Genomic DNA, 23,679 nt, shown 5'->3' with positions numbered 1-23,679 from the left:
CGCGCGGCCGTCCACGGCACTGCCTCGGTGAACGCATCGGCAGGGGCGCGTCCCCCGCGAGGCCCGCGTCATGCCGGCGGCCGGTGCCGGGCCCCTGGTGTAGGGCGATTGGGCACCGGCCGCAGCCTGGCAGTCCGGACACGATCGGGGAACTGTCGGCATTTCAGGCGTCGTGGTGCGATTCCCGCTTTCGGGATACGACACCCGATCCGTGTGCCCCCTGGTCGTGGTTCCGGGGCCCCTGCGGTTACTGCGGTCGGAAATGCGGGCATTGCCGACCAGCAACCCACCAGGGGCGCCTCGCTGCACCGAGCATGCATCACACGCTGACCGGTTTTCTACGGGAGATCTTTAGGAGTAAATACCGCCGCACTAATTACACTGACCAGCAATCAACACGCCTCGGAGTAACCCCACCGGTGAACAAGCAAGCACTGAACCGACTCCTCAAAGACCGCCGCGCCCTCATAGCCCCGGAGACCCACGGCCTGACCAGACCGACCGGCCAGGGACGCCGCGCGCCCGGACTCTCCCAGCACCAGGTCGACCAGCTCATCGACCGCTCCATCGGCACGTACCACCGCCTGGAGTCCGGCGCGTACCCCAACCCGCCCGTCGACCTCCTGCGGCATGTCGCCAGCCTGTTCGTCTTCAACGAGCAGGAGTGGATCAGCCTGTGCAGGTACGCACGCGGCGAGGACCCGCCCGGCCCCCTGTACGACACCAGCGGGCACGCCGTCCCCATCGCCTGGGAGGACGCCGTGGCCGGCTGCGGGCACATGGCCTACGTCACGGACGCCTCCTGGAACATCCTCACCTGCAACACCCTCTTCCACCAGCTCTTCGACACCGGGCGCGCGCCGGCCAACACGATGCGCTGGATGCTGCTCGACGGACGCGAGCAGCTCACGGACTGGGCGACCGCCTGGGCGCCGCTGGTCATGCCCCAGCTCCAGGCCGCACTCGCCCAGCGCCCGGACGACAAGGTGCTGCGGCAGATAGAGAACGAGGTCCTCGACGACCCGGCGGCCCGGCCCCTGTACGAGGTGGGCGGGGCGTCCATCCACCCCGACGGGGACGAGCGGCCCATCCGGCACTCGACCGAGGGCCCGGGCTGGGTGACGATGTGCGTGGCCCAGCCGCTCGCGGCACCCGGCTCGCGCTTCATGATTCTCGTTTTTCGGCAAGGTCCGCGCCGGACCGTTGGCAGGCCCCCGATGCTCCAGGCAGACTGAAGATTCTAAAGGTCTGCCTTTGCCCCGGTTCGGTGAGCGGAACGACACCATTCCCCTGAACGGCAAGGGAAACGAACAAGCCAACTTTGCCGTACGTTGACCCAATCAGGTGCAGCTCACCTCTGGGGGACCCAATGCCCGTTCATATCGCCCGGCCCGCAACCGTTCTCGGGGCCCACAAAATCACCACCGCCGAAATCGTCGACGACATCCGTGCCCGCCACCCCGACCATCCCCGGCTCGCCGCGATCCTGCGCGTCATCGCCAACTGCGGGGTGCAGACCCGTTACTTCACCCAACCCCTGGACTCGCCCACCATCTCCGGCGACGCCACGATCAGCAGACGTGCACCACGCGCGTTCACCGACGCCCTCGCCATGGCCGAGGCCGCGACCCTCACCACGCTGAGCCAACACGGCCTGCGCCCCTGCGACATCGATGCCATCGTCACCAGCCACGCGACCGGCTGGGCCATCCCCAACCTCGACGTCCACCTCATACACAACCTCGGCTTCAAGCCCACGACACGCCGCCTGCCGCTCACCACCCTGGCGTGCGCGGGCGGAGTCCACGCCCTCATCCGCGCCTGTGAACTGGCGATGCTGCGGCCCGGCTCACGCATACTCGTGCTCGTCGCCGAGGTCCTGTCCACCGTCTACAACCACCAGGACACCGCGATCGAGCACATGATCTACAAGGCGCTGTTCGGGGACTCCGCCGCCGCCACCGTCATCACCAGCGGTGATCCGCTGGGGCCCGGGCTCACGGTCAACGGCCCCGAGGACACCCTGGAGTTCATCCTCCCCGACTCCCTGCACCGCTACACCGGCCGCATCGACGACCACGGCCTGCACTTCGACTCCACCCGGGCCGCCACCCGCGCGGCCAAGGACGCCATGCCCACCATCGTGACCTGGCTCGACGGCCAGCGGATCGACGTGCCGGTCATCCACCCCGGGTCCAAGCCGATCATCCTCGACACCGCCACCGCGGTCGACCTCACCGAGGCGGACGCCCGCCACTCCCTGGACACCCTCAATGAAGAGGGCAACCTCGGCGGCGTGTCCGTCCTCCGCGTCCTCGAACGCACCCACGGCGACCCGCCCGCCGAAGGCGCGGAAGCGCTGATGGTCGCCTACGGGCCCGGGTTCAGCGTCTCCGCCCTGCACGGAACCTGGGCCGGCTAGGACCAGCGCACCCGGGAGACCTCGGCACGGCGCCTGAGGGACCCCGGCACCCCGGAAAGGCCCGCCACCACCCCCAGCGGGCCACAACTCCGCACCCGCCCCCATCCCCTGTCAGGGCGGGCGCCCACGTCGCCCCACAGCAGGTCCCGGGCAGCCGTGCGAACCCCGGTGCCTCCGGGCGACGGCGCGAAGGAGCCGCAGGCCCCCGCGGGAGCCGCAGCGAAAACCTGTTGGAGCCTCGGAGCGGTGCCCCCTACCGTCGCCCGCATGGTTGACGAGTGCTTCGGGCATCCACGGCTCGCCGCGATCTACGACCCGCTGAACCGCGACCGCGGTGACCTCGACGCCTACCTCCGCATGGCCGAGGAGTTCGGGACACGTCGCCTGCTGGACATCGGCTGCGGGACGGGAGTGCTCGCCCACCTCCTGGCCGACCGCGGGGTCGATGTCGTCGGGGTCGACCCCGCCCGCGCGTCCCTGGACGTGGCCCGGGGCAAGCCGGGCGCTGAACGGATCCGCTGGATCCACGGCGACGCGACGGCGCTCCCGCCCCTCCAGGTCGATCTGGCGACCATGACGGGCAACGTCGCCCAGGCCATCGTGGACCCGGGAGTCTGGCAGGAGACCCTGCGCAGGGCGCACGCGTCGCTGCGGCCGGGCGGGCGGCTGGTGTTCGAGACCCGGGATCCGGGCCGGCGCGCCTGGGAGGAGTGGGGCAACGAGGACGCCCACCATCTGGCGGAGATCCCGGGCGTGGGCGCCGTGGAGACCTGGTTCCAGGTGACGGACGTGAGCCCGCCTCTGGTGACGTTCCGGTCGACCTACGTCTTCGCCGCCGACGAGCAGGTGCTGACCTCGCATTCGACGCTGCGGTTCCGCGAACGCCACGAGATCGAGGCCGACCTGGTCGCGCTGGGGTATGTCGTTGACGGCGTCCGCGGGGCTCCCGACCGGCCGGGCCAGGAGTTCGTGTTCGTGGCACGGCGTCCGTAGGCCGCGCGGCTAGGACTGGAGCATCCGGTAGGGCCCCGGGCCCTTCAAGGTGGTCTGGACGGGGGTCGTCGCGGTGTGACGCAGGCCCGGCAGGGTGGCCACCGACTCGGTGAGGTAGCGGTAGAAGAGTTCCGCGCTGGGGATGTCGACGCTCGCGTAGAGGTTGGTCGTTCCGGTCACGGCGGTGGCGAAGGCCACCTCGGGGTGTGCGGCGAGCGCTTCTCCCGCCTCGGCGAGGCGGGAGGGGTCGATCTCCAGCCAGAGGGCCGCTCGGAAGTTCTGCCGGAGGACGTCGGGGCCGTACTCGACGTCGAAGTACAGGACGCCGGCCGCCCTGAGCTCGGCGATGCGGCGGCGCACGGTCGACGGGGAGAGGCCGGTCGCGGCGGCCAGTTCACCGGGAGCCGCCCTGCCGTCCCGGGCCAGCAGATCGAGCAGGTGCCGGTCGCCGTCGTCCAGCGCGACCGGGGCTGCGGCGCCCGTGGCCGGCTCGGGTACCACCCGCGGGGTGAGCGCCTCGATCTGCGCCGCCGTCAGCGGCCCTCGCTTGTTGATGGAGCTGAGGTCCTGCCCGAAGAAGATGTGCAACGAGCAGTGCGCCGCCACGTCCACCACCTGGGGCGTGCGCGGCAGCTTCTGGAGCAGCGGTGAGTCCTCCAGCACGGGGCCGCGGGTGCGCACCGCGCAGTTGATCTCGGTGCCGCCGGAGCAGAGGTGGACCCAGCTGGTGTCCGTCCGCCGGGCCATCGCCTCCCCGATGGAGGCGGCTGCGTCGGGCGTGCACCGCACGCGCATGAGCCAGCCGGAGTCCCCGAGCCGCCGCGGGTCGGTGAGTCCGAGGACCCGGAGCTTCCCGGCGGACCGCAGCCGCGCCCAGCGGCGCGCGGCGGTCTGGTCGGAGATCCCGAGGGCGTCGGCGATCTCCCGGAACGAGGCCCGTCCGTTGATCTGGAGGGCCTGCGCGAGCGCCATGTCCTCGTCCGAAAGCGGCCGAGCAGCATGGCGTGGGGTGTCGAGATACGTCTTCACGGCATCCATGATGTCGGATCCGCGCAAGAGGAGGCTTCCAGCTTATTGGATCGCTTGAGGTGCCCGAGACTCGGTGCCGAACAGCACGCCCTATCGTGAACGGAGAACCGACATGCGCAAGTGGTGGCCCCTGTTGGCGGTCTGCCTTGGCGCCTTCATCCTGCTGGTGGACGTGACCATCGTGAACGTGGCGCTCCCCAGCATCGCCGACGACCTCGACGCCTCCTTCACCTCGCTGCAATGGGTGATCGACGGATACGCGCTGGCTCTCGCCGCCCTGCTCCTGGCCTCGGGGTCCCTGGCGGACCGGTTCGGCCACCGGCGGTTCTACGTGTACGGTCTGGCGCTCTTCGCCTCGGCCTCCCTCCTGTGCGGCCTCGCCCCCACCGCGGAGGTCCTGATCGCCGCCCGTGTGGTGCAGGGGGTAGGCGGCGCCGCCATGTTCGCCACGGCGCCCGCCCTCCTGCTCGCCTCCTACCAGGGCCGGGACCGGGGGACGGCCTTCGGCGTGTGGGGCGCGGCCAACGGGGCGGCCGCCGCCGCGGGGCCCCTGATGGGCGGCCTGCTCACCGAGCACCTGAACTGGCCGGCGATCTTCTGGGTCAACCTGCCGATCGCCGCGGTCGCCATCGCCCTGACGCTGCGCGTGGTGCACGCCGACCGGCCGGCGCCGACCGGCCCCGGCACGCGTGCCCGCGTCGACCTCCCCGGCGCGGCGGCCTTCACCGCCGCCGCGGGCGCACTCACCTACGGGCTCATCCGGGGCGCGGAGGCGGGCTGGACCTCGGCCGAGATCCTGGCGTCGTTCGCCGTCACCGTGCTGGCTCTCGCGGCGTTCGGGGTGATCGAGCACCGTACGGCGCGGCGCGCGGGCACCCCGATGCTGGATCCGGCGCTGCTGCGCCGCCCGTCCTTCGCGGGCCTGATGGGCGGTGCGCTGCTGTTGCAGGGCGGGGCCTTCGGCTCCCTGGTGCTGGTCTCGCTGTGGCTCCAGTCCGTCCTGGACCTCAGCCCTGTGGCGGCGGGTCTGGCGCTGACGCCGTTGGCGGGGGCGTCGTTCCTCGTGGCGGCCGTGGCCGGGCGGCACATGCAGCGGTTCGCTCCGCGGCTGCCGATCGGCGCGGGTCTGCTGTTCGTCGCGGCCGGCATGCTCTTGATGTGGGCCGGAGTGACGGCGGGCTCGGGGCAGGCGTCTCTCATCGGGGGCCTGGTGGTCTCCGGGATCGGCGTGGGGCTCGCCACTCCGGTACTGGTCTCGGCGGCCACCTCCACCGTGCCGCCGCGGCAGGCGGGGATGGCCGGCGGCGCGGTCAACACCTTCCGCCAGCTGGGCATGACCCTGGCGATAGCCGTGCTCGGCGCGGTCTTCACCAGCCGGGCCGCCGCCGCACTCGCGGGGCCGGGCACGGTGCCGGATCCCGACCGGGCCGCCTCCGCGCTGGCGGCGGGACAGGCGCGGCGCCTGCTGTCGGCGGTACCCGCCACTCACCGCGACGCGTTCCGGCACCTGGTGCGCCAGGCCTTCGCCGACGGCCTCGACCGCATCTTCCTGCTGTCGGCCGTCGCGACCCTCGTCGGCGGACTGCTCGTGCTGGTCCTGGTACGGCCACAGGACCGGGCGGCGGCCCGGGTCGGGAGCGGCACGCGGGTCGGGGGCGACCCGGCCGAGCGCGGCTCACCGGCCGTACAGGCGGGGGACGTGCCGGTACGGTCTGCGGCGAGTCCGGCCGAGCGCGGCTAGGTCGTGTCCGGCGGATCTTCGTGGATCAGCCTGCGGCGTCTGGTGCCGTGCATCGCAAGGCGGAGGATCATCCTCGTACTGGGCGTACCCGGATGACTCCGACAACGCGGCGAGGTGCGGTACTGGGGGCACTCCCCCACTGCCCTGAACGGGCGTGGGAGGTACCCCCACCCACGCCCTTCAGGCAGTGGGGGAGTCGCGGGCCCACGAAGATCCGCCGGACACGACCTAGGGCCGGCCGGCGGGATCCTCGGGAGGACGGGTCGCTGGAGGACGGGTCGCAGCAGGACGCGTCGCCGGCGGACGGGTCGCCGAAGACGCCGGGGCGGTGGGCCACCCGGCCCCCCGTCCCCGGCCGCCGCGCGCCGCTCCCCCGTTCGATCTGATCCGCCGGGCTGCGGGACCTCACCGCTTGGTGGGCCGCGACAGGTAGCGGCCCCGGGGGGCGCCCATGACCTTGCGGTCGCCGTAGACCTGCGTGCCGCGCAGGAACGTGGACTCCACGCGTGCGCCCACCTCCAGGCCCTGCAGCGGCGTGTACTCCTGTGCGGACTCCGAGTCGGCGGCGTCCACGGTCCAGGACGCCGACGGGTCGACGAGTGCCAGGTCGGCGTCGTAGCCCTCGGCGATCTGCCCCTTCGTGGACAGCCCGAAGCGCTGTGCCGGGGACCATGAGGTGAGCTCCGCGACCTTCTGCAGCGGCAGGCCGTGGGCGGGTGCCGCGCCCGCGAGGCCCGGCAGCAGGTACTCCGTGCCACCGAACCCGGACTTGGCCGCGAACACGTCGCTCTTGGGGTCGCCGAACTTCGTCTCCTCCTTGCAGCAGGCGTGGTCGCTGACGACCCAGTCGACGTCGCCGGCCACCAGGTGCTCCCACAGCGCGTCCACGTCCTCCTGCGGGCGCAGCGGGGGGTTGACCTTGCCGCCGACGCCGGAGGCGGTCTCGATGTTCGCGAGCAGGTGGCCGATCGTCACCTCGCGGCGGAAGTCGACCTGGGGGAACGTCTTCGCCATCAGCATCGCGGCCTCGATCGCCTTGCGCGACGACAGGTGGAGCAGGTTGATGTTCGGCAGGTTCGTCTCGGCCGCGAGGTAGCTCGCGATGGTGACCGCGAGTCCCTCCGAGTGCGGCGGGCGCGAGGCGCTGTAGGCGGCGAGGCCGTCGAGCCTGCCCTCCTCCTCGACCAGTCTGGTGTACGCGGTCATGATCTCGGCGGTCTCGCAGTGCAGGGAGAGCGAGATGCTGTCCGCGAGCTCCGGGTACGCCTTGCGTGCCGCCTGCACGCCGCGCATCACGAACTCGAAGTGCGCCAGGTCGTAGCGCTCACCGGGCGGGATCATGAGGAAGGAGTTCTGGTCGGCGGAGCGCCCGTGCAGGCCGTGGCTGCCGTAGAACATGAAGACCTTGAACGAGGTGACGCCGAAGCGGGCGATGAGCTCGGGGATCTCGTCGATGTGCGACTTCTGCATGGGCGCGAGGTGGAAGCCGTAGTCGACGTGCGACCGGCCCTCGGATGCGTCGAGGACGAGCGGGAAGACCTCGTCGTAGCTGCCGCCGCGGTTCATGTAGTACTGCCCGGTCCGCATGTACGTGAGGGCCGTCGTCACACCGCCCTGGGCGCAGGCGCGGCTCTCGGTCACCGTGTCGTCCGACAGCGGGTTGTAGATCCCCCAGTGCTGGTGGGCGTCGACGACGCCGGGGAAGGCGAGCAGCCCCTTGCCGTCGACCACCTGGGCGGCGCCGGAGGCCGGGATGCCGGGGGCGATGCGGTGGAACACGCCGTCCTTGACGCCGATGTCCGTGGTGGGGATGTCCGGGGCGTCGTGCTTCACCAGACGCACGTTCTTGATCAGCAGATCCAGTTCGGTCATGGTGCCTGTGCCTCTCTCAGTGTGCAGTGGTGCCGGACAGGGCGGTGGCCGCCTGCCAGGCGAGTCCGAGTGCCGGAAGCAGGCCGTTGCCCGCCAGATACCCGTCGGCGCCCCGTCCGGAGATGCCGTGCGCCGCCCCGCCCGAGGCGAAGAGGCCGCGGATCGGCACCCCGTCCCCGCCGAGGACGCGGGCCTCGCCGTCGACCACGAGGCCGCCCTGGGTGTGGAACAGGGCGGGGATCACCTCGACGGCCGCGAACGGCCCCTGCAACGGCTCCTCGAGGAAGGTCCTGCCGAACCGGTCTCCCCCGGCCGCCCCGGTGGCCAGGGCTACCTGTTCCGACACCGACTCCGCGAGCGCCTTCGCGTCACAGCCGACGCGCTCCGCCAGCGCGGCGGGATCCTCCGCCCACACCACCGCCCCCGCCTCCACGGTCTGGCGGAAGTCGGCGAACGACAGGCACAGGTCGTGGATGCGGCGGTCCAGGACGATCCAGCCGTGCGCACCGGGACGGGCGGCGAGTGCCGCCGCGTACTCCGAGTAGCCGGTGGTCTCGTCCCCGAACCGCTCGCCACCCTCGTCGACCATGATCGCGCCGTGCATGATCGTGGCCCAGCCCACCAGCGTCCGCGAGCGGCGCGCGAGGGCCGCATGGCCCTGGTAGGCGTCCATGAAGGCGGACCGCGCGCCGTGCCGCAGCCCGATCGCCAGGCCGTCTCCGGTGGAGAACTGACCGCCATGGTAATCGGCGGCCGAGATGTCCGGTATGTTCTCCGCCACCAGCTCGCGGTTCGCGCCGTACCCGTTGGTCGCCAGCAGCACGGCCCGGGTGGCGATGGCCTCCCGGCGGCCGCCCGGGTACTCGACGACCGCGCCGGTGACCCCGCCCTCCGCGCCCCGCTCGACGTCCACGAGGCGCGCGGGGACCAGCAGGTCGATCGAGGGGGAGCGCCGGGCCCGTTCGTGCAGGTGGCGCAGGAGGGCCGATCCGTGGCGCCCCTCGACGGTGTGCAGCCGGTCGGCGCTGTGGCCCGGATAGCTGAAGTCGCGCACCAGGTGCAGCGGCACGTCCACCGCGTCGGCCAGCCACTCCACCAGCGGCGCGCTGACCCTGGCCAGGGCGGCCGCGAGCGCCGGGTCGGCCGTGCCGTGGGTCTTCGCGGTGATGTCGGCGAGGAAGCGGGCGGGGCCGTCCTCGACCCCGGCGGCGCGCTGCCAGCGCGAGCCCGCGCCGGGGATCATCGCGGTGGACATCGAGGTGTTGTTGCCGCGCAGGAACTGCTCGTCGGGGTCCACGACGAGCACGCTGAGGCCGAGCTCGGCCGCCCTGAGCGCCCCGGCGAGGCCGCCGCCGGCTCCCGCCACCACCAGGTCGACGGCGAAGTCCTCCGCCTGCCCGGTCACGGCCGGGCTCCCGCAGCGAGCAGCCGCAGGGCCAGCGCGGCCGGGTCCACGAGCTCCACCGGGTGCGGCGCGTCGGTGTCGACGGCCGAGCAGCCGTTGATCACGGCCGTCACGCCCCGGGCGGCGAAGCCGTCGAGCGCGGCGCGCACGGCGCCGTTCCAGCGGCCGGTGTCGGGGATGGCGTCGAAGGCGAGGTCGAGCACGATCACACCGGCGAACCAGGGCCCGTACCCGTACTCCTCGACCCGCCGGGCGAGCGCCTCGCCGATGGCGTGGTTGCGGGTGACGGCGCCGAAGGTGCGCCCGCTGGCGACGAGGTGCGCCGCGCTGAGCCGCAGCATGCCGACGGTCGGGACCGCCGCGCCGTCCGGTTCCACGGGGACGGCGGGGTCGAGCACGCAGTCCGGCATCCGGCAGGCGAGGTCCCCGTCCGGGGCCGCGGCCAGTGCCGCGGTGACCGAGGCGGTCGAGGCGGCGATGTCGTCGGGGGTCGCGAACTGCTCGGGTGCGTCCTCGCCCACCTCCTCAAGGACGAGTTCCACGCCGGGCGGCGCCAGGCGCCGGTAGCGGTCGCGGCGCCGGGCCAGTTCGCCGGCGCCCACCCGTATCGGGGTGACGGAGAGGATTCTCATGCGATGCCTCCTTGTGCCGCTGCCGTGCCGGTGGTGAGGCGGGCGAGCTCTCGCAGCGGCGGTCCCACGTCGCCGGCCGCCGGCAGGTCGTCCGCCGTGCGCCGCAGCCGGTCCACCAGGGCGCCGTCGCCCAGCAGATCGGCGAGCACCGCGGCGAGCGAGTGCGGTGTGAACGGATGGTGGTCGCTGTCCCCGACGGGGCCCGGTGCGCGGAGCTCCACCCGCCGGCCGCCTTCGAGGACCGCGGTCAGGCGGGTGGGGCGCTCGCGCGGCAGGCGAGCGGTCAGTGCCGGGTCCTCGGCGACCGCGACCTTGCGGGCCAGGGCGTGGATGTCGGGCCGGTCGGCCTCGGTCGCGTCCGCCGTGCCGGGGGCCACCGCGCCGTCCAGCAGAGCGGTGGCGACGGTGTAGGGGATGGAGAACATCGCGGCCAGGCCGCCGTCCCAGCGCGTGCGGTTCAGCGGTGCGGCCAGCGCGTGCGTGTCCACGCGGACCTCCGTCACGGCGTCGACCACCTGGGCGCCCGTCCTGGTCGAAAGGTGCCGGGCGCGCAGTTCCAGGGCGAGGTCGGCGGCCGGGTGCGTGTACGAGCACGCGGCGTGCCGCTTGAAGTAGTTGTGCTCGATCTGCCAGTCCTCGCCCAGCGCGCCGGTGAGCACCGGCGCGTCGAAGTCGCCGAGGAGCCGGCCGAGCGACAGGGCGGCCGTGCCGGTGTTGCGCACGACGCCGGCGGCGGCGAGCCGCGCCGCCGCCAGCCCGTTCACCGCGGCCGCGGCCATCCAGGCGTCCCGGGCGCGGTGGCCGTCGAGCGCGGAGTCGAAGTGCCCGGCGACCGGCAGTGCCGCGGCGGTGTCGACAGCCGCCGCGACCTGGGATGCGGGCAGGCCGAGCAGGATCGCGCAGCCCGCGGCGGCACCGGTCACCCCCCAGTTCCCGTGCGGGTGGACGCCGGGAGCGAGCGAGGTGGCGCGGCCGAAGCGCGCGGCGACCTCGTAGCCGGCGAGCAGGGCCCGCGCGGTCGCTTCCCCGGGGGAGCCCATCGATGCGGCCAGGGCGAGGATCGCGGGGAACGCGTGCCCCGCGGGGTGGCCCTTGGCGTACTTCCCGCCCTCGTCGAGCTCGCTGCACACCAGGGCGGTCGCATTCAGGTATGCGGCGGTGTCGGCCTGCGTCAGGACACCCGCGCCGAGCACGGGGGCGTCCCCCGGGGGCGTGGGCCAGGCGGCCCGGATGCGGCGCTGGCCCTCGGTGCGGGCACCGGCGAGCGTCACGGCCAGGGTGTCGAGCAGGACCAGCGAGAGGCGCTCGCGGACGCTGTCGGGCACGTCGGACCAGGAGAGCCGGGCGGCCCAGCACCCGAGGTCCGCGGTGTGGCGCCGGGCTGCTTCCTTGGCGTCGCCCGGCCGGTGCGGATCTGCTCCGGGCGGATCGGGGGGCACCTGCCCACCTCCTTCCCTAGCGTTCCGTTCAGCGGAACAGCTAACGGACTCGATGATTCCAGCGCTGGCAAAAGAACGTCAATACCTCCCGGCAAGATCCATGTAACGCCGATATTTCCTGGGCATCACCCCTTGACCGGGCCCGGCGTCAATGCTTCCCTGGCGTTCCATTGAGCGGTACAGCAGAAGCGTCCGATTCGGGGAGGCTCCGGATCGCGGCCAAGGGAGGCGGAAGAGAATGGGCCCATGACGACCCGACCCGGAACCGAGACCGCAGGGCGAGTGATCGACGTGCTCCTGCTCTTCACCGACGCACCCGACGACCTCGGGGTGTCCTGGATCGCACGCGAACTCGGCCTCAGCAAAGCCGTGGTGCACCGCATCCTGCAGACGCTCGTCGCCCGCGGCATGGTGGTCCTCGACGAGCGGACGCGCCTGTACCGTCTCGGCCCGACCGCCGCCGCGCTCGGAGCCCGCGCCCTGCGCGAGTTCGACCTGCGAGCCGTCGCCGCCGAAGCACTTCGGCGGCTCCAGCTCCAGACGCAGGAGACGGTGACGCTCACGGCCCCCGTGCCCGGTGGGCGCGCCTACGTCGACCAGATCGTCAGCACCCACGAGGTGAAGATGACCGTCGAACTCGGCCGCAGGTTCCCCCTGCACGCCGGCAGCTCCGGCAAGTGCCTCCTCGCCTTCCTGCCGCAGCGGCGGCGCGAGGAGATCCTCACCGCGGAACTCGCCGTGCTCACCGACCGGACCATCACCGACCCCGAGACGCTCCGCACCGAACTGGCCGCGGTCAGGGAGCTCGGATACGCCAGCTCCCAGGGCGAGCGCCAGGCCGACGCCGGCTCCGTCGCCGCCCCCGTGTTCGGCCTCGACGGCGACGTCCGCGGCTCGGTGTCCGTGTGCGGCCCGCGCTCCCGCTTCACCCCGCAGTTCGTCCGCGACTGCGCGCCCCGCGTGGTCGAGGCGGCCCGTGAGATCTCCACCCAGCTCGGCTGGAAGGCCACCAACGCCGGCGGTCGGGCGGCCTCCCCCACGGCCGGCTCCCACGCGATGACGGAAGGACCCCCATGACCCACACCCCACCCGGGCCCCACGTGGACGGCCGAGCGGCCCTCGACGGCATCAAGGTGCTGGACATCGCCACGCTCTTCGCGGGCCCCCTCGCCGCCACCCTGCTCGCCGACTTCGGCGCCGAGGTCATCAAGGTCGAGCACCCCAAGGGCGATCCGGTACGCCACCACGGCGCCAGCAAGGACGGGGTGGGCCTGTGGTGGAAGATGCTCTCCCGCAACAAGAAGGCGATCACCCTCTACCTCGGCAGTCCCGAGGGCCAGGACATCTTCCGCCGCATGGCCGCCGACGCGGACGTCGTCATCGAGAACTTCCGGCCCGGCACGCTGGAGCGCTGGGGTCTCGGCTACGAGACGCTCGCCGAGGCCAACCCGCGCCTGGTCCTCGCGCGGGTCACCGGGTTCGGGCAGCAGGGCCCCTACGCCAAGCGGCCGGGCTTCGGCACGCTCGCCGAGGCGATGAGCGGCTTCGCCGCCATCACGGGCGAGCCCGACGGGCCGCCGACCCTCCCACCGTTCGGACTGGCCGACGGCGTGTCCGCGCTCACCGCCGCGTTCGGCATCATGACCGCGCTGCACGCCCGGGAGCGCACGGGCCGCGGCCAGGTGCTCGACCTGGCGATCATCGAGCCGATGATCACGCTGCTCGGACCGCAGGCCATCGCCTACGACCAGCTCGGCGAGCTCCAGCAGCGGACCGGCAACAGGTCGGCCAACAACGCCCCCCGCAACACGTACCGCACGAAGGACGGCACGTGGGTCGCCGTCTCCACCAGCGCGCAGTCCATAGCCGAGCGGGTGCTGCGCCTGGTCGGGCACCCCGAGTACATCGACGAGCCGTGGTTCGCCTCGGGCGCCGAGCGGGCCCGGCACGCGGACGAGCTGGACGGCGCGGTCAGCTCCTGGATCGCCGAGCGCACCCGCGCCGAGGTGATGGCGGCCTTCGAGGAGGCCCAGGCCGCCGTGGCACCGATCTACGACATGAGCGACATCTTCTCCGACCCGCAGTTCCAGGCCCTCAAGACGGTCACCTCGGTCGAGGACGAGGAACTCGGCACCATCAGATTCCAGAACGTGCCCTTCCGGCTCAGCGACACTCCGGGGCAGGTCCGCTGGCCCGGTCCCCGCAAGGGCCGCGACACCGCGGAGGTGCTCGGCGCGTACGGCGTCGGCGCGGACGAGATCGCCTCCCTCACGCAGCGGGGCGTCGTATGAGCACCCGCGCGACGGACCCCGGCAGCAGCACCGAGACCAGCGCCGGCACCGCCGGCCGCACCGGCATACGGTCCTGGCTGTACGTCCCCGCCATCCGCCCCGACCTCCTCGACAAGGCGATGCGGGGCGAGGCGGACGCCGTCGTCCTCGACCTGGAGGACGCCGTGCCGCCCGACCGCAAGGACGAGGCGCGCGCGGCCGCCGTCAAGGCCGTCGGAGAGGACTGGCCCAAACCGCTGTGGCTCCGTGTCAACCAGGTCGCACTCCCCTACGGGAAGGCCGACCTGGCGGCCCTCGCCGGCGCCCCCGTGCAGGGTCTGCGGCTCCCCAAGTGCGAGAGCCCCGAGGACGTCGCGACCGTGCTGCGCCATGTGGACGCACCCCTGCACCTGCTCTTCGAGACGGCGCTCGCGGTCGAGCGCGCCTTCGAACTCGCCACTGCGGCGGCGCAGGTGACGTTCCTCTCGCTCGGCGAGGCCGATCTCAGCGCCGACCTCCGGGTGCACGGCGACGAGGCGCTCGACTGGGCGCGCGCACGCATCGTGAACGCGGCACGCGCGGCCGGGCTCCCGAGCCCGGTACAGAGCGTGTGGACGGACGTGACGGACCTCGACGGACTCGCCGCCACCACCGAACGCGCGAGTGCCCAGGGCTTCTTCGGCCGATCCGTCGTCCACCCCAAGCAGGTGCCCGTCGTGAACGCGGTCTTCACCCCCCGCTCCGAGGAGGTCGAGGAAGCGCGCCGGCTGGTCGACTCCCTCCGCCGGGCCCAGGAGGCCGGCAGCGCCGCGTGGCTCGACGACCGCGGCCGCCTGATCGATCCGGCGGTCGTGGCCCGCGCCCGATGGGTGCTTGACCGCGCGGGCTGAACGCCCGCGGCCACGCGGGCCCACCCCGACCCCACGGGCCCCACTCCGACCCCACGTGCCCCACCCCAACCCCACGGGCCCCACTCCGACCCCACGGGCCCCCACCCCGACCCCACGGGCCCACCCCCGCGAACACCGGAACACCACCGAGCAGCGGACGCGTACCGCTCCTCCACCACTCTCCACGCAAGGCAGGCCATGACCTCATCCCAGCCACCCCAGGCATCGCAGCCATCCCAGCCGTACCAGCGGTCGGCCAATCCCCTGCTGGACGCTCTGCCGGCGGACCCGCACATCGTCGAGCTGGGACAGCCGCTGTTCACCGGGATGCCGTGCTCGCCCAACCACCCCGGCTTCCGCATGACGCTGGCCCGCCGGCACGGCGACATGGTCCGCCCGGACGGCGGCTCCGCCGCCAACGAGGTGATCGTCACCGGGGGCCACGTCGGCACCCACATCGACGCGCTCTCCCACGTCAGCCACAACGGCATGCTGCACGGCGGGATCGACGCCGCCGAGGCGCAGACCGGCGGGGCGTTCTCGCAGCACGGCGCCGAGCAGACCCCCGCCATGGTCACCCGCGGGGTCCTCCTCGACGCCGCCGCCGGCCACGGCGTCGACACCCTGCCCGGAGGGTACGGCGTCACCGCCGCCGACCTGGAGCGCGCCGCCGAGCAGGGCGGCGCGGAGCCCCGGCCTGGTGACGTCGCGCTCGTCCGCACCGGCTGGGCGAGGAACTTCGGCGACCCGGCCGCCTATCTCGGCAAGGAGTCCGGGGTGCCCGGCATCACCGAGGACGCGGGAAGCTGGCTCGTGGCACGCGGCGTCCGGGCTGTCGGCTCCGACACCACCGCCTGCGAGCAGATACCGCCGGGCGCCGGCCACAGCGTCCTGCCGGTCCACCGGCTGCTGCTGGTCGACCACGGCGTCTACATCATGGAGCACCTCGCGCTGGAGGACCTGGCCGCCACGGGCCGGCACGCGTTCCTCTTCGTCGTCGCCCCGCTCAGGATCGTCGGCGGCACCGGCTCCCCCATCCGCCCGGTCGCGGTGGTGGCCTGATGACCACGCACGCCACGACCACGGCCACCCCCGCCCAGCGGCTCGCGGAGTTCGCCGCCGGGATCCGGGACGGTGAACTCCGCGCCGACCTGCGCGAGAAGGCCGCCGGCCACCTGCTCGACCTGCTCGGCAACAGCCTCGCCGCGCTGCACGAGCGGCCCGGCACCGCGGTGCGGGAGCTGGTGGACGAGTGGGGCGGCACCCCCGCCGCGACCGTCATCGGCTCCGCGACCCGGCTGCCCGCGCCGTCGGCGGCGCTGGTCAACGGCACTCTCGCGCACAGCCTGGACTTCGACGACACCCATCTGCCGTCCGTGCTGCACCCGTCGGCGTCCGTCCTGCCCGCCGCCCTCGCCACCGCGGAGGCGGTCGGCGCCACCGGGGCGGGGCTCCTCGACGCGGCGGCCGTCGGCATCGAGGTCACGTGCAGGCTCGGCATGGCGCAGTACGACGAGGAGCTCGGCAACTCCGTGTTCTTCGAACGGGGGCTGCACGCCACCGCCATCTGCGGCGCGATCGGTGCCGCGGTGGCCGCCGCGATGCTGCGCGGCCTGGACACCGACGGCATCCGCTCGGCGATCGGCATCGCGGCGAGCATGGGCTCCGGCATCATCGAGGCCAACCGCACGGGGGGCACCGTCAAGCGGGTGCACTGCGGCTGGGCCGCGCACGCCGGTGTGGTCGCGGCCGACATGGCACGGCTCGGCCTGACCGGGCCGCCCACCGTCCTGGAGGGCCGCTTCGGCTTCTTCCAGGCGTTCTGCGGCGAGCGCTTCGACCGGGACGCCGCGGTGGCGGCGACCACCGACGGGCTCGGCGAGCGCTGGGAGCTGTCCCGGCTGTTCATCAAGCCGTACCCGTGCAACCACTTCACCCACGCGGGCGTGGACGCCGCCATGCGGCTGCGCCGCCGCGGCGTCGACCCCGGGCAGATCGCCCGGCTGACGCTCGGCGTGCCGGCCCCCGTCCTGCGCACCATCGCGGAGCCCGCGGCCGAGAAGGAACGCCCGCGCTCCGGCTACCACGCGGCGTTCAGCGGCCCCTACACCGTGGCGGCCGGACTGCTCGCGGAACCCGGCGCTCCGGGCCGCGGACTCGGAGTGTTCCACCAGGACTTCACGGACGAGGCGGCGGCCGATCCCCGGCGCCTCGACCTGGCCGGGCGCGTGACCTGCGTCGCGGACGAGGAGTGCACCGCCGTCTTCCCGCACCAGTTCCCGGCCGTCCTCACGGCGGAACTCGACGACGGATCCACCGTGACCGAACGTGTCATGGTCAACAGGGGGAGCCCGCAGGACCCTCTGGACGCCACGGAACTCACCGCGAAGTTCCTCGCCAACGCCCTCGGCGCCGGCGACGAGTCAGCGGTGCGGGCGCTGGCCGAGGAGGTGTGGAACATCACCGCCGCCAAGGACACCACGGGCCTGACCCGTGCGCTGTCCGCGGTGGCGGCCGGCACATGAGGCAGGACAGACTCCCCATCACTCATCCGAGGTGAACCATGAGTTCCTCGCGCTCCAACGTCCGGTGGCTGACGCTCGCCCTGATCGTCGCCCTGATCGTGATCAACTACATCGACCGCAGTGCCATCAGCTACGCGGTCGCCCCGCTCACCAAGGCCTTCGGCATCAGCACGTCCCAGTACGGGCTGATCAGCAGCGCCTTCTCCATCGGCTACATGGTGTTCGCGTTCCTGGCCGGCCCGCTGGTCGACCGCTACGGCGCACGGCGCATCCTGCTGGTGGGCGTGGCCGTATGGTCGGTCGTCACCGCGGTGACCCCGATCTCGGGCTCGTTCGTCGGACTGTTCATCGCCCGGATCGTCCTCGGTGCGGGCGAGGGCCCCGGCTTCCCCGCGGCGAGCCGCACGGTCAGCCGCTGGATGCCGCAGAAGGAACGCGGGATCGCGCTCGCGATGGTCGGCGGTGTCGCCGTGGCCGGATCCCTGCTGATCGGCGGTCCGCTGGTGACGCAGCTGATCGCGGCGGTGGGCTGGCAGGGCATGTTCTGGGTGCTCGCCGGGCTCGGAGCGCTGTGGTTCGTGGTCGCCTGGGCGCTGCTCAGGAACACCCCGCACGAGCACGGGAAGGTGTCGGCGGCGGAGCACGAGCACATCGCCGCCGGACAGCTCGCGGAGGAACGGTCCTCGACGGAGCGGATCCAGTGGCGCCCGGTGCTCACCAACCGGAACCTGTGGATCATCGCGGTCGGCTACTTCGCGTGGGGCTTCATGTTCTGGGGCTTCATGTACTGGCTGCCGGAGTACCTGTCGTCGCAGTACCACCTCGGCATCACCGCGGTCGGCCTGTTCACCGTCGCGCCCTGGGCGGCCGGCATCGGCGGCGCCCTCATCGGCGGCGTGATCACCGACCGGGTCTTCGCCCGGACCGGCGACCCCAGAAGCCGCCTCACCATCATGGGTGTCGCGCTGCTGCTCTCCGGCACCGCGCTGATCCCGATCTTCACGTCGCCGTCCCTGACCGTCGCGGTGACCTTCATCTCGATCGGAGTCGGCCTGGGCTTCGTGACCGGTGGCATCTGGTGGGTCGCCGCGATCGACGCGGCGCCCTCACAGCCCGGCGTCGCGGCCGGTTTCGCCGACGCCTCGTTCGCGCTGTCCGGCATCGTCGCGCCCTCCGTGATGGGCTTCATCGTCAGCGTGACCGGCAGCTTCTCCAGCGGATTCGTGGTGATGACCGTGCTCGCCGTCATCGGCGCGGGATCGCTGCTGCTCCTGCCGAAGCGGTACGAGAGGCGGAAGCCGCCGGCCGGCGCCCGGGCCGGGCTGGTCGCCGGGGCGCGGTGACGGCTCGCCGCCGGGGCCCGCAGCTCGCGCCCCGGGAGCCGGGAATCCCGGCGCCCGGGGCGCGGCCGATCCGGCCCGCCCCGGCGGCAAGTCCCCCCGGAGCACCCTGCCGCCGAGCACCGCACCGGGCCCCGCCCTCGGCAAAACGGTCACCTTCGCCGCACAGGCTGCCTACACTTCGACGCAGTCCTCCCTACCCGAGCGGCGACACGAGGTGCCATGCCGGAACTGCCCCTGATCACGCTCGGCGTGACGGCGCTGACCGAGGGCATCAGGTTCCTCTACGGGCAGGCCGGGGAACTCCTCAGGCTCCGCCGTGAACGGTCCGGCGAAGCCGGCGCCGAGACCGCGACGCCACCCTGCATCGCCGAGCCGGAGGCGCTGCCGGGCGCCGACCCGGCCCTGGTGGGCCGTTTCGAGGACGACCTGCGGGCGCTGCGGGCCCGACTGCACGAGTACGCCTCGGGAATCGACCCGGTCGACCCGGCCGACGAGCGCCTGCTGCGGACGGTCGACGCCCTGCGCGGCGTGATCGCCGCCGTTCACGGCACGCCGGTGGTGTTCGCCGGGGAGTCGCGCGACGCCGTGCTGGTCCGCGGCAGCGTGGACGCCGACACAGTGGCCGGTTACGTCGCGGCGGTCCGCGCCGACCGGGCGGCCGGTACCATCGAGGGCACCACCCGGGTGGGCCGGGTGGAACGCGGCGGCGAGGCCGTCGGTGTCGACCTGGGCACCGACGGGTCCGGGCGCTGATGGGCGGGTGGCCCGGGTGACCCAGCCGTTCGAGGACCTGGTCCGGGACCGCACCGGGCCGGACTTCGTCGAGCGCCGCTGGCTCCGGGAACGGATCGAGCGGGCGCTGGCCGGCGACGCCGGCTACGTGCTGGTGACCGGGGAGCCGGGGGCGGGCAAGACCAGCATGCTGGCCTCACTGGCCAGGTCCCGGCCCGACCGGCTGCGGTACTTCGTCCGCCGGGACAGCCGGACCGCGCTGGCCGGCGGGGACGTCCAGTCGTTCCTGCTGTCGATCGGCCACCAACTCGCCCGCCACCGGCCCGAGCTCTTCCGGCAGGACCGGCTCGAAGTGGTGGTGCGCCAGCACATCGACACCGTGGAAGCCGGTGGCCGCGCCGTCGGCATCCGGATCGCCGACCTGACGGCGTCCCCGTTCCACCGCACCGCCACCCTCGCGCTGGAGCAGCGCGTCACCCACGTGGTATCCGGCAGCGTCAGCGGCATCGAGATCGGCACCGCCACCCTCGAACCCCGGCTGCTGGAACCCGACAACCTCGCCCACCTCGCACTGATCGACCCGGCCGAGGTCCTGCTCGCCGAGGACCCGGACGCCAGGATCGTGATCCTCCTCGACGCGCTCGACGAGTTGGCCGGCAGGCACGCGGACCTGCTGGACTGGCTCGTGCGCGGGCCGGAACTGCCGCGCAACGTGCGCCTCGTGCTCACCTCGCGACCGCACCCGGCACTCGAACCCCTGCGGCTGAGCCGGGCACACCGGCTGCACGAGGTCGCCATCGACCCCGGCTCCCCGCAGGTGCACGACGACCTCGCCGGCTACGCGGAACACGTGCTGGGCACCGAGGCCGTCACCCGTGCGGCCCGGTGCCGCGGCCACGATCCTCGGACGCTGCGCCGGGACGCGGTTCGCAGGGCGGCCGGGAACTTCCTCCACCTGGCGGCCTACGCACGGGCGCTGACCGACGCGGCCACAGCTGACGACGGGGTACTGCTGCCCAAGCTCCTCGCGCTGAACGACCTGCCGCCCGGCCTCGGCGGGCTGTACGCGTTCTTCGTGGCGACCGCGCGTACCGACATCGAGAACCTCGGCATGCTGGAGATCCGCGACCCGGCCGGTGCCGCCGGGCGGACGGCGCCGGCCTGGGAGACGGTCGGCCAACCGCTCCTCGGCGTGCTGACCGTGGCGCGCGACCCGCTGACCGTCGAGGAGCTGACCGCGCTCGCCGGCATCCGGGTGTGGCCGCGGGCGGTGCGCAACGTGCTGGCGCGGCTGCGGTGGCTGCTCGACGTGCGCGGCGAGCGCCTGGCCTTCTACCACGCCTCGATCGGCGAGTTCCTGGCCGGCGAGCGGACCGCGCGCGAGCACCCCGACTACGCGGTGGACACCCAGGAGTGGCACGAGCGGATCGTCCGGCACTACCGCGGCGCGGCCGCGTCCTGGGCGGAGGTCGACTGGCCCGCGGTGGACCGCTACGGGCTGACGCACCTGGCGGAACACACCATCCGGTGCCGCCCCGCGGTCGCGGACGGAGCGGTGCATCTGGTCTGCGGCGGGCTGCGACGGGCGATCCGGGCGGACCTCGGCTCGGACCGGCACTTCCTCCGGCTGCTCGACCTGGTCGGCGAGCGGGTCGTCAACCGCTTCCCGCCGGCCACGGGCATACCGGCCGTGCTGTACCTGGGCGTGGTCCGCCGGCAGGTGCTGCGCGGCATGCGCACCCTGGCACCGGCCGTGCTCGGCCTGCTGGTCCGCCTCGGCCGCACCGAGGAGGCGCTGGAGCACCTGTCCGCGCAGCCGCCCTCGCTCCAGCAGTTCGAGGCGGCGGTGGAGATCGTCAACCGGAGCAGGCCGCTGCGCACGGAACTGCTGGACCTGCTCGTGGAGACGGCGCTGACGGTCCCGGCGGACGAGGCACGGGACGGCGACCCGACGGCGCCGAGCAGGCATCCGCTGAAGCGGGCGGCGCGTGTACTTGCGCCGCACGACCTGCCCCGCGCCCTGCGCCTGTGGGAACGCGCCTCGGCGACCGGCCGGTCCGAAGCCCCGGACCCGGTCTACCGCGCGGCTGCGGAGGCAACCGGCGACCTGGAGGCGGCGCGGGCGCTGGTCGCGTCGATCCGCACCGACCGGGCCGGCGCCTACCTGGACCTCGCGGCGCGGGCCGAGCCCGGCGACCTCCCCGATCTGCTGCGGCTCGCCGAGGACGCCCTGTCCGGCGCCGCGCTCACCGACGAGTTGCGCACCCGGGCCGGCCTGGCCGCGGCCTGGGCGGCCGTCGACGCGGACCGTGCCGCGGGACACCTCGCCGCCCTGCTCACCGCGGTCGACCGGGAAGCCCCGGATGCCGCGGAACGGACCGAGGGCATCGTCGAGGCGGCCTCCCGACTGGCCGAGCACGACCGCACGACCGCCAGGGCCCTCCTGGACCGGCTGGACGCCATCGAGGTCGACGGCCTTGTCGACGACGCGTTCCTGCGCGCGGCGACGCTGTGGGCTCGGTTCGGCGCCCTGGACCGCGCACGGGCCCTGCTCGACCGGCTGGTCGCCTGGAACGACACGGTGTGGACCCGCATACGGGTCAGCAAGGTCGTCGCCCGGTTCGACCGCTCCGAGGCACAGCGCATGGTCGAGCGGGCCCACGCCATGATCCGCCCCGCCGACCCCGGCGGAGGCACTGTCTCCTACAGTTTCCGCGAGTCGGAGCTGCGGACCGTGGCCCTGGAGCTGGCCGGATACGATCCGCAGCGCGCGGTCGCGGCCGCCGGCGAGATGGCCAACGTCGGCTGGTCCGAGTTCCTGCCCGACCGGTACTCCACGCTGGCCCGGATCGCCCACGCGCTCCTCGACCGCGGCGACTCCGACACCCCGCGGACCATCCTGGCCGGGATCCACCGGTCCGCGGAACAGGCACCGCCGCTCGTCGACCGGCGCCTTGGGCCGTACTACCCGCTCACCGGGGCCTCACCGCCCCGTGGGCCGGGATCTCCGGCTGAACGGGCGGAACACCTGCCGTTCCTGTACAACCACACCAGGGACTGGCAGTTCCTCAGCGAGCGGCGCTTCCACCACGACCCGGCGGACCTCATCCGGGCCATGGCGCCCGGCTCGTGGTCGAGCGGGAATCCCTACTCCCTGGCGCGCACCGTCCGGGTCCTCGCCGAAACCGTCGTGGACCGGGAGCCACGCCTCGCCTCCGCACTCGTCCACTCGCTCACCGACGGCGGCGAGCGAGCCATCGGCACGGCCGCGTTGTTCCGGTCCGCCGCCGAGACGGGCGCGGCGGAGCGGGCCGGCAGGCTCTGGGCCGAGGTCGGCCGGGCCCTGTCCGGCATTCCCTCGTACGCGTGGACGGTGGACGACCAGGACGGCTTCGCCTTCGCCTACGTCCGGCCAGACCACCGGGCCCTGTTCGAGGCCGCGATCCGGCTCATCCCCCACGAGGCCGACACCGGACTGCACCTGCTGGGTGACGCGGGCCTCGGCTACCTCCAGCACGCGTTCCAGCTGTCGTTCGTGACGTTCGCGTCGGCGGCGTACGCCGGCAGCGTGCTGAGCGGCAGAGCGCCCTACCCGACGTTCCAGCGCGTGCACGAGGACGTGATCTCGCGGCCGGCCGTGCCGGAGGGCCACCCTGACACCGCGTTGGACATCGCCCGCGCGGCGGTGGCGTTCCACGAGTCCCTCATCGCGCCGCGACGTGGCCGCGCCGCCGAGATGGTGATCAAAGACCCGGTGTACGCGGCCGCCGTCGACCTGGTCACCGCCGGCGAGGGCGAGCCCATCAGCGGCGCCTTCGCCGAGAAGGTCCGTGCCCTGGCGTCCGGCGACCGCCTGCCGGCAGCCGCCGGGCTCGTCGAGTTCGCCGCCCGGCTGCGGCCGGTCGACGACCGGGTCCGGCGTCTGGCCGGGGAGATCGTCGACGCGAGCGAGGGCCGTGGGGCGCAGCGGGTGGTCACCCTCCTGCAGTTCGCGTGCTCGCCGGTGCTCGGCGAACTGGTCGATCCCGTCGAGTTGCTCGCCGAGGCCGAGCGGCTGCCCGACGACCCGTTCAGCCGGGTGGAACAGGACGAGGCGGTGACGAGGCTGTTCCCGGTCCTGCTCGGGCTCCGGCCGCCGGCCGTCGCGCTCCGACTGCTGCACGACTCCGTTCTGGAGAACTGGAGCAGGGCGATGGCCCTGCTGGAGTGCGCTGCCGAACCGCTGGTCACCGCGCTCGGAACGGACGTCGCCGGCCGCCTGACCGAGGCGGTCCGGGCGGCGTTGGCCTGCGTGTCCCCGGACGGCACCGCACCGGACGAGGTCGACGGCGTCCGGCTCGGCCACGGAGCCTGAAGGCCCGGAGCGCAGGGGCGCGAACGGCCTCG

Annotated in this window: 17 protein-coding genes; 12 read left to right on the top strand and 5 right to left on the bottom strand. The window is 73.3% G+C overall.

The features are described from left to right. Nucleotides 1-419 precede the first annotated feature (419 nt). From Sm713_RS23365 to Sm713_RS23355, 3 genes are all read left to right on the top strand, one after another. Nucleotides 420-1,235: a helix-turn-helix domain-containing protein gene (locus Sm713_RS23365; protein WP_212911502.1), complete on the top strand. Its 816-nt coding sequence runs from the start codon at nucleotides 420-422 to the stop codon at nucleotides 1,233-1,235. Between the two features lie 134 nt (nucleotides 1,236-1,369). Continuing rightward, a complete protein-coding gene (locus Sm713_RS23360; RefSeq protein WP_212911501.1) occupies nucleotides 1,370-2,422 on the top strand; it encodes a PhlD in 1,053 nt (350 codons plus the stop codon). 267 nt (nucleotides 2,423-2,689) lie between these two features. Beyond that, nucleotides 2,690-3,415, top strand: a complete 726-nt coding sequence (locus Sm713_RS23355) for a bifunctional 2-polyprenyl-6-hydroxyphenol methylase/3-demethylubiquinol 3-O-methyltransferase UbiG (RefSeq protein WP_212911500.1) — start codon at nucleotides 2,690-2,692, stop codon at nucleotides 3,413-3,415. 9 nt (nucleotides 3,416-3,424) lie between these two features. Here the strand turns inward: Sm713_RS23355 and Sm713_RS23350 are convergent, their stop codons facing one another. Next, a complete protein-coding gene (locus Sm713_RS23350; protein WP_212911499.1) occupies nucleotides 3,425-4,444 on the bottom strand; it encodes an Lrp/AsnC family transcriptional regulator in 1,020 nt (339 codons plus the stop codon). Nucleotides 4,445-4,556: 112 nt separating this feature from the next. Between Sm713_RS23350 and Sm713_RS23345 the strand changes: the two genes are divergently transcribed. Next, complete coding sequence (locus Sm713_RS23345; RefSeq protein ID WP_212911498.1) at nucleotides 4,557-6,185, top strand: MFS transporter; 1,629 nt, start codon at nucleotides 4,557-4,559, stop codon at nucleotides 6,183-6,185. A 405-nt stretch (nucleotides 6,186-6,590) separates the two neighbouring features. On the opposite strand, the gene Sm713_RS23340 is transcribed toward Sm713_RS23345, so the two are convergent. Genes Sm713_RS23340 through Sm713_RS23325 form a run of 4 tightly spaced genes read right to left on the bottom strand, consistent with a single transcriptional unit; the run spans nucleotide 6,591 to nucleotide 11,533 of the window. Then, complete coding sequence (locus Sm713_RS23340; protein ID WP_212911497.1) at nucleotides 6,591-8,057, bottom strand: dihydroorotase family protein; 1,467 nt, start codon at nucleotides 8,055-8,057, stop codon at nucleotides 6,591-6,593. Between the two features lie 16 nt (nucleotides 8,058-8,073). Next, a complete protein-coding gene (locus Sm713_RS23335; RefSeq protein ID WP_212911496.1) occupies nucleotides 8,074-9,462 on the bottom strand; it encodes an FAD-binding protein in 1,389 nt (462 codons plus the stop codon). After that, nucleotides 9,459-10,094 (bottom strand): aspartate/glutamate racemase family protein, encoded by a 636-nt coding sequence (locus Sm713_RS23330; RefSeq protein ID WP_212911495.1) that lies wholly within the window; start codon nucleotides 10,092-10,094, stop codon nucleotides 9,459-9,461. The genes Sm713_RS23335 and Sm713_RS23330 overlap by 4 nt, the downstream gene beginning before the upstream one ends. Further along, nucleotides 10,091-11,533, bottom strand: coding sequence for an MmgE/PrpD family protein (locus Sm713_RS23325; RefSeq protein WP_212911494.1), 1,443 nt, complete (start codon nucleotides 11,531-11,533; stop codon nucleotides 10,091-10,093). The genes Sm713_RS23330 and Sm713_RS23325 overlap by 4 nt, the downstream gene beginning before the upstream one ends. A 246-nt stretch (nucleotides 11,534-11,779) precedes the next feature. Here Sm713_RS23325 and Sm713_RS23320 point away from each other — a divergent pair, with 246 nt between their 5' ends. The 8 genes from Sm713_RS23320 (at nucleotide 11,780) to Sm713_RS23285 (ending at nucleotide 23,647) form a co-directional block, all read left to right on the top strand. Further along, on the top strand, nucleotides 11,780-12,610 hold the full coding sequence (locus tag Sm713_RS23320) for an IclR family transcriptional regulator (RefSeq protein ID WP_212911493.1): 831 nt from the start codon (nucleotides 11,780-11,782) through the stop codon (nucleotides 12,608-12,610). Further along, complete coding sequence (locus tag Sm713_RS23315; RefSeq protein ID WP_212911492.1) at nucleotides 12,607-13,824, top strand: CaiB/BaiF CoA-transferase family protein; 1,218 nt, start codon at nucleotides 12,607-12,609, stop codon at nucleotides 13,822-13,824. Before Sm713_RS23320 ends, Sm713_RS23315 begins: the two co-directional genes overlap by 4 nt. Then, nucleotides 13,821-14,693, top strand: coding sequence for a CoA ester lyase (locus Sm713_RS23310; RefSeq protein ID WP_212911491.1), 873 nt, complete (start codon nucleotides 13,821-13,823; stop codon nucleotides 14,691-14,693). The genes Sm713_RS23315 and Sm713_RS23310 overlap by 4 nt, the downstream gene beginning before the upstream one ends. 198 nt (nucleotides 14,694-14,891) lie before the next feature. After that, the gene (locus Sm713_RS23305) at nucleotides 14,892-15,755 is read left to right on the top strand and encodes a cyclase family protein (RefSeq protein WP_212911490.1); all 864 of its coding nucleotides are present in this window, start codon (nucleotides 14,892-14,894) and stop codon (nucleotides 15,753-15,755) included. Further along, a complete protein-coding gene (locus Sm713_RS23300) occupies nucleotides 15,755-17,218 on the top strand; it encodes an MmgE/PrpD family protein (RefSeq protein ID WP_212911489.1) in 1,464 nt (487 codons plus the stop codon). The genes Sm713_RS23305 and Sm713_RS23300 overlap by 1 nt, the downstream gene beginning before the upstream one ends. A gap of 38 nt (nucleotides 17,219-17,256) precedes the next feature. Beyond that, nucleotides 17,257-18,561: an MFS transporter gene (locus tag Sm713_RS23295; RefSeq protein ID WP_212911488.1), complete on the top strand. Its 1,305-nt coding sequence runs from the start codon at nucleotides 17,257-17,259 to the stop codon at nucleotides 18,559-18,561. Between the two features lie 219 nt (nucleotides 18,562-18,780). Next, nucleotides 18,781-19,314, top strand: a complete 534-nt coding sequence (locus Sm713_RS23290) for a hypothetical protein (protein WP_212911487.1) — start codon at nucleotides 18,781-18,783, stop codon at nucleotides 19,312-19,314. Nucleotides 19,315-19,330: 16 nt separating this feature from the next. Next, nucleotides 19,331-23,647: an ATP-binding protein gene (locus tag Sm713_RS23285; RefSeq protein ID WP_212911486.1), complete on the top strand. Its 4,317-nt coding sequence runs from the start codon at nucleotides 19,331-19,333 to the stop codon at nucleotides 23,645-23,647. Nucleotides 23,648-23,679 lie beyond the last annotated feature (32 nt).

This window comes from Streptomyces sp. TS71-3 (assembly GCF_018327685.1).
In the GTDB taxonomy this organism is placed as follows: Bacteria; Actinomycetota; Actinomycetes; order Streptomycetales; family Streptomycetaceae; genus Streptomyces.
This window is presented reverse-complemented; position numbering and strand designations above follow the sequence as displayed.

Bases quoted from the DNA above. Each gene is read 5' to 3' on its own strand.
- Sm713_RS23360 (WP_212911501.1), top strand. From the start codon at position 1,370: ATGCCCGTTCATATCGCCCGGCCCGCAACCGTTCTCGGGGCCCACAAA.
- Sm713_RS23355 (WP_212911500.1), top strand. From the start codon at position 2,690: ATGGTTGACGAGTGCTTCGGGCATCCACGGCTCGCCGCGATCTACGAC.
- Sm713_RS23345 (WP_212911498.1), top strand. From the start codon at position 4,557: ATGCGCAAGTGGTGGCCCCTGTTGGCGGTCTGCCTTGGCGCCTTCATC.
- Sm713_RS23340 (WP_212911497.1), bottom strand. From the start codon at position 8,057: ATGACCGAACTGGATCTGCTGATCAAGAACGTGCGTCTGGTGAAGCAC.
- Sm713_RS23330 (WP_212911495.1), bottom strand. From the start codon at position 10,094: ATGAGAATCCTCTCCGTCACCCCGATACGGGTGGGCGCCGGCGAACTG.
- Sm713_RS23320 (WP_212911493.1), top strand. From the start codon at position 11,780: ATGACGACCCGACCCGGAACCGAGACCGCAGGGCGAGTGATCGACGTG.
- Sm713_RS23315 (WP_212911492.1), top strand. From the start codon at position 12,607: ATGACCCACACCCCACCCGGGCCCCACGTGGACGGCCGAGCGGCCCTC.
- Sm713_RS23310 (WP_212911491.1), top strand. From the start codon at position 13,821: ATGAGCACCCGCGCGACGGACCCCGGCAGCAGCACCGAGACCAGCGCC.
- Sm713_RS23305 (WP_212911490.1), top strand. From the start codon at position 14,892: ATGACCTCATCCCAGCCACCCCAGGCATCGCAGCCATCCCAGCCGTAC.
- Sm713_RS23300 (WP_212911489.1), top strand. From the start codon at position 15,755: ATGACCACGCACGCCACGACCACGGCCACCCCCGCCCAGCGGCTCGCG.
- Sm713_RS23295 (WP_212911488.1), top strand. From the start codon at position 17,257: ATGAGTTCCTCGCGCTCCAACGTCCGGTGGCTGACGCTCGCCCTGATC.
- Sm713_RS23290 (WP_212911487.1), top strand. From the start codon at position 18,781: ATGCCGGAACTGCCCCTGATCACGCTCGGCGTGACGGCGCTGACCGAG.